This window comes from Streptomyces albidus (ex Kaewkla and Franco 2022) (genome assembly GCF_013870515.1).
Taxonomy (GTDB): Bacteria; Actinomycetota; Actinomycetes; order Streptomycetales; family Streptomycetaceae; genus Streptomyces; species Streptomyces albidus.
This window is the reverse complement of the sequence record NZ_JACBXA010000337.1, coordinates 1-5,066: the sequence shown is the minus strand read 5'-3', so window position 1 is coordinate 5,066 and position 5,066 is coordinate 1. Positions and strand designations below refer to the sequence as shown.

Annotated in this window: 4 protein-coding genes; all 4 read right to left on the bottom strand. The window is 71.1% G+C overall.

Annotation, left to right across the window (positions count from 1 at the left end):
• Nucleotides 1-92: zinc-ribbon domain-containing protein (locus H5J26_RS31730; protein ID WP_235981206.1), on the bottom strand; the 92-nt coding region annotated here is incomplete at its 3' end.
• A 2-nt stretch (nt 93-94) separates the two neighbouring features.
• Nucleotides 95-2,635, bottom strand: coding sequence for a serine/threonine-protein kinase (locus tag H5J26_RS28215; protein WP_181768800.1), 2,541 nt, complete (start codon nt 2,633-2,635; stop codon nt 95-97).
• Nucleotides 2,636-2,754: 119 nt separating this feature from the next.
• Nucleotides 2,755-4,035, bottom strand: a complete 1,281-nt coding sequence (locus tag H5J26_RS28210) for a hypothetical protein (protein ID WP_181768799.1) — start codon at nt 4,033-4,035, stop codon at nt 2,755-2,757.
• Between the two features lie 80 nt (nt 4,036-4,115).
• The coding region (locus H5J26_RS28205) for a glutamate ABC transporter substrate-binding protein (RefSeq protein ID WP_181768798.1) at nt 4,116-5,066 on the bottom strand (951 nt) is incomplete at its 5' end.

Here is a 5,066-nt window from a genome sequence, read left to right as displayed (position 1 = left end):
ACCGTCAGGTCGGCACCGCACACGCCGCAGAAGCGGTCGCCCTTCTCCAGCGGCTCGTGACAGCTCGGGCACGCGGACAGTTGATCAAGCATGGTCACACCCACGTCCTGGGGCGGAATCGGTTGGCCCGTTCCACCAGTTCGATCCTCTCGTTGCCGGACTGCGCGAGTCTGGCAAGCAGGCGGTACGAGCGCTCGAGCCCGTGACGCAGACCTGCCTCGTCCAGCGGGCTGCCGAGCAGCGGCCCGATGTGCGCGGGGCTCGGGCCGGTCCGCACGGCGTCCGGCGGAGCCGGAGGTGGAGCACCGTGTCGTCCCGCGAGTACCCAGTCCAGCGCGCTGCCCAGCACTTCGGTGGTCAGCGCCTCCCTCCGCGGGGCGTCGAGACCGACGTCCCGCAGCCGCTCGACCTGACGCGCCGCGGCGTACAGGTCCTCGAGCAGCGGCTCGTGCGGTGCGCGTTGCCTTATACGCGCACGCACCGCGGCGACGCGCGCCGCGGTGTAGTGGATGGACGCCTCCGGTACGGAATCCAGAGCCGTCACCGCGCCGTACCGGTCGCCCGTCGCGAGACGTACCCGTGCGAGCCCGAAGGCGGCGCTGACGTAGGCACGGTCGGTCGCCCACACGAGCCGGTAGTACTCGGCTGCGTTGTCCGACTGCCCGAGCACCTCCGCGCACACGGCGAGCGCGAGCTTGGGTGCGGGCTCGCCCGGAAAGGCGTCGTAGACCGCGTCGAAGGCGAGCGCGGCGGTCTCCCTGTCGCCGCCGACGAGGGCCGCAAGACCGCGGTACCAGATGACGCGCCAGTCGTCGGGATGCCGTTGCTCCAGAGCCGCCAGCTCTTCCGCGGCAGCGGCCCGGTCCTCGGCGCTCTCCAGCTCCAGGTGCGCACGCAGCCGTCGCAGGCGCAGCTCGACCGAGTCGGTGGGCGCCTCCCGCAGCGCGCTGATCAGTTCGGCGGGCGCGGACGCCGCAAGACCGGCCAGGAACCCCGCGTTGGGGTCACCCGCGTCCGCACGCGGAACGGGCAGCGCGAGGGCCGTGGCACGTACGAGCAGGGGCGTGAGCCGTACGGCTTCGCGCGGCGCCGCAGCGTTTCCGTCGGCCTGGTGCGACGGCTTCCTCTGCCCCGGCACGGCGGCGTCCCGCACAGGGCCCTCAGCATCGATGCGGGCAGCATCGATGCGGGCGCCCAGCGTGGAGGTGTCGCCGGACGTCCGCTCCAGCAACTCGGTGTCCGCCACGCGCAGTTCAGGGCCGAAGAGCGTGGACATCGCGGGCCGCGGACGTTCCGTCTGCACCGCGACGACCTCGCGCAGCACACCCGTCAGCTGCTCGGACATCTCGGCGGCAGAGGCGAAGCGGCGGTGCGGATCCGGGTCGGTCGCCCGCACGAGGAACCTGTAGAAGGACTCGTACTGCTGGAAGATCCCGATGTTCTCCGGATCGGGAAGGCTGTCCACGAAGACGTTCGTGTAGCCCTGGAAGTCGAAGGTCAGCACCGCCAGGGTGCGCGCCACCGTGTAGAGGTCGGAGGCCACCGAGGCGCCGTCGGCGGCGACTTCGGGCGCCTGGTAGCCGACCGTCCCGTATATCGCGCTCTCGTTGTCGTCGGCACGGCGCACCGCGCCCATGTCGATGAGCTTGAGCTGGTTCTCCTGCTGGATGGCGTTGTCGGCCTTGAAGTCGCAGTAGAGCAGGTTCCTGCTGTGCAGATGGCCCAGCGCCTCCAGCGCCTCCAGCGCGTACGCGCACGCCTGCTCGACGGGGACGGGGTCACGCCTTCCGCCCGGCGTGCGGCGCCCGTTGGCGATCTCCTTGAGGGATTTTCCGCCGACGTACTCCATGACGATGTAGCCGTCGAGGCTTCCGGTGCGCTTGTCGAGATGTTCGACGAAGTTGTAGATGCGGACGATGTTGGAGTGCTCGATCTCGGCGAGGAAGCGCCGTTCGGAGATGGCGGCGGCCATCGCGTCCTGGTCACCGGTGTCGAGGAGGCCCTTGAGCACCACCCAGCGGTCGGAGACCGCACGGTCGACGGCCAGGTATATCCAGCCGAGCCCGCCGTGCGCGAGGCAGCCCGCGACCTCGTACTGCCCGTGCACCACGTCTCCTCGACGCAGCTTGGGCACGAAGGAGTAGGGGTGACCGCAGTTGGTGCAGAACCCCTCGGTGCGGCCCGGCCGGTCGCCGCGCGCACGTCCCACTGCGACGCCGCACTCGCTGTTGCTGCAGAACCGCTTGCGCTCCGGCACCTCCGGATCGTCCAGGACGACGGTGCCCGGATCGGCCTTCGGCACCTCGGGTACGGACACCAGGCCCGCACCGAGCCTGTTGCGGCCCGAGCCGGCGGCCGAGGAGCGGGAGGAGCTGCGTACGGAGACGGCGCGGGCGGTGCTCTCCCCGGTCAGGTCCTGCGCGAGCCGCCCGGAGACCGAACGCCGGGAAGACCTGGAGCGGGACGACGCACGCGCCGACGAACGCGAGGAGGCGCGCGACCCGGCGGACGCGGACGACGCCGCACTCCCCCGCGCCGCGCTCGTCATCCCGGTCGGCGCGGCTCCGAGCATGCCTCCCGGTGCGACGACGGGAGCCAGCCCGCAGGTGTCGCAGTACAGCTCGCCGCCGCCCATGTCCTCGTACCGGCCCTCACAACCGGGCCGCTGGCAGGGCTTGTTGAGGGCGGAGGAGGTGTCGCCGCCGCCGTGGGCTCCCGCTGTGCCCACGCCTCCCGCACCACCCCGCACGTCGCTCACGAGTCGGCCATCCCCTCGGCCGGTGCGGAGTCGGCCTGGCGGGGTGTCAGAACCTCCTGCGCGGCATGCTGATAGCGCAGCACCGCGTCCTCGGCCGCCCGCAGATCGCACGGAGCGCTCCACAGCATCCGGCGCGCCACGTCGTACCGCTCGATCAGCATGCGGTCCTCGGCCATGCCGTGCTGAGCAACCTTGGCCTTGTACGCGTCCAGACGCCCGCGCAGCTCGGCCCGTACGGCCAACGGCGCCGTCACGGCGGACAGCTCTGCCCGTGCCCGGTCCAACTCGTCGTCCGCGCTCCGTTCGAGGCTCTCCAGCAGCGGTGAGAGGCGGTGCCACTGGGAGTGCCGCCTGAACTCGGCCGCGGACGTGAGCTGTTCGTGCAGGGCGGTCGCCGGCCCGCTGACGGCGGGGACCTCAGAAGCGGCGATCTTGGCCAGCACCTCGCCGCGCGCCTCGCGGGCCTCGGCGAGGGTGCGGTCGGCGCGAGAGAGGACGTCGCGCAGCCGCATGAGCCTCTGCTCGGAGTCCTGACGCACGCTGAGCACGGCGTCGATCTCACGCCGGATGTCCTCCAGCGCACGCGCGGCGCTGTCGTAGCGGGAGGTGTCCGGCCTGCCGCCGCCGGGGGCGCTGCTGCCGCCCGCACGGGTCCAGAAGGCGAGCGGGTCGGCGACCACTTCGGCACGCAGCGCGGTCAGTTCCTCCGTGGTGCGCTCCAGTTCGTCACCGGAGGGGTGCTCACCGGGGCGCACGCCGACGGAGTGGGCGAGCGACTGCACCCGCCGCAGCTCGGCCGCGAGCAGGTCTATGCGGGCCGGCAGCGCCGACCAGACGGAGTCGGCCGCCGCGACCACGTCGAGGGCCTGCGCGTACCAGTTGTTCATCCACTCGACGAGCCCGCTCAGCGTCACCTCCTCGGCGAGCCGTGGCCCTTCCGTGCCGCCGATCCCGGCGTTGAGTGCGCTGCCGGGAACGGTGCGCGGGCCGCGCAACAGCTCTGTCAGCTCCGCGAGATCCTCACGGCTGGGCCAGCGGCGCCGGTCGCGCACCTCCTGCGCCTGCGTGAGGGCGGCGCTGTAGTGGTCGAAGACGTTCCACAGCTGGGTGATGGCCGCCTCGGCCTGCGCCCACCGGTGCGCGGTCGTGCCGGTGAGCCGCGCGCCTTCGAGAAGACGGCGGCCGGCGTGGTCCTGGAGCGCGAGCAGCGACGACTCGACCGCTTCGTGCTCAGCGGTCAGCCGCTCCAGCGCTCGGTCGGCCTCCTCCCGGCTCATCACCGGCCCGGTGGGTCCCGCGGGCCCCATCGATCACCTCACTGCTTCGTCGTGGTCTGGTGTGGCTGTCAACCGGGCGGTCAGTCCCGGTACTTCGGCTTCGGCGGAGCGAGTTCCTTCCCCTCGTCCGTACCCATGATGTCGTCGGCGAGCCACTTGTCGTACGACGTGCGCCAGCGGCTGTCGTCGCCGCCCTTGCGGTAGTCGTCCAGCACGCTGTTGACCCTGCGCACCAGGTCTTCGTCTTTCAGGTTCATGGCGACCGCGTAGGGCTCCGACGTCACCGGCTCGCCGATGAGTTCGACGGACGGGTCCTGTGCGGCCTGCCCCGCGCCGAGGGCGCTGTCGGTGAGCGTGGCGTCCGCCCTGCCGAGCTGGAGCCGGACCAGGCAGTCGAGTTGGTTGGCGACCACGACCGGCTCGGCGCCCAGGTCCCGGTACTTGCCGCTCTCCATCAGCGTCTGAGCCGTCGAACCCTCGGCGAAGCACAGCCGTTTGCCGCGCAGGCTCTCGTCGAAGCCCGTGACTCCGGAGCCGGCGCCGTTCTTACCGTCCGTGCCGTTCCTGCCGTCCGCGTCGCTCTTGCCGTCCTTCTTCTGCTTGGGCACGAGCAGCTGCTGTCCGGCCTCGAAGTAGGCGGTGGAGAAGGCGACTTCCTTGATCCGTTCGCAGTTGACCGTCATGGTGCGCACGACCATGTCGACATCGCCGTTCCTGATCGCGGGGATGCGCTGATCGGTCGGAACGGTCTTGTAGGTGATCTCCGGGTCGTCGCCCAGCAGATCCTTCGCTATGGCGCGCACCAGATCGATGTCGAAGCCGTCGATCTTGCCGGTCGTGGGGTCCCGGTAACCCCACAGATAGCTGTTCTGATCGACGCCGACGACCAGCCTGCCGCGGTCCTTGATGCGATCGACCGCAGGCCCGGATTCGGATGAGGGCTTGAGGCTGCGCGCCGGGTTCTCCCCGTCCGAGCAGGTCCGCGGAGGGCGTGAAGCGCTTGGCGCCGCCGATCTTCGCCAGGTGCGCCT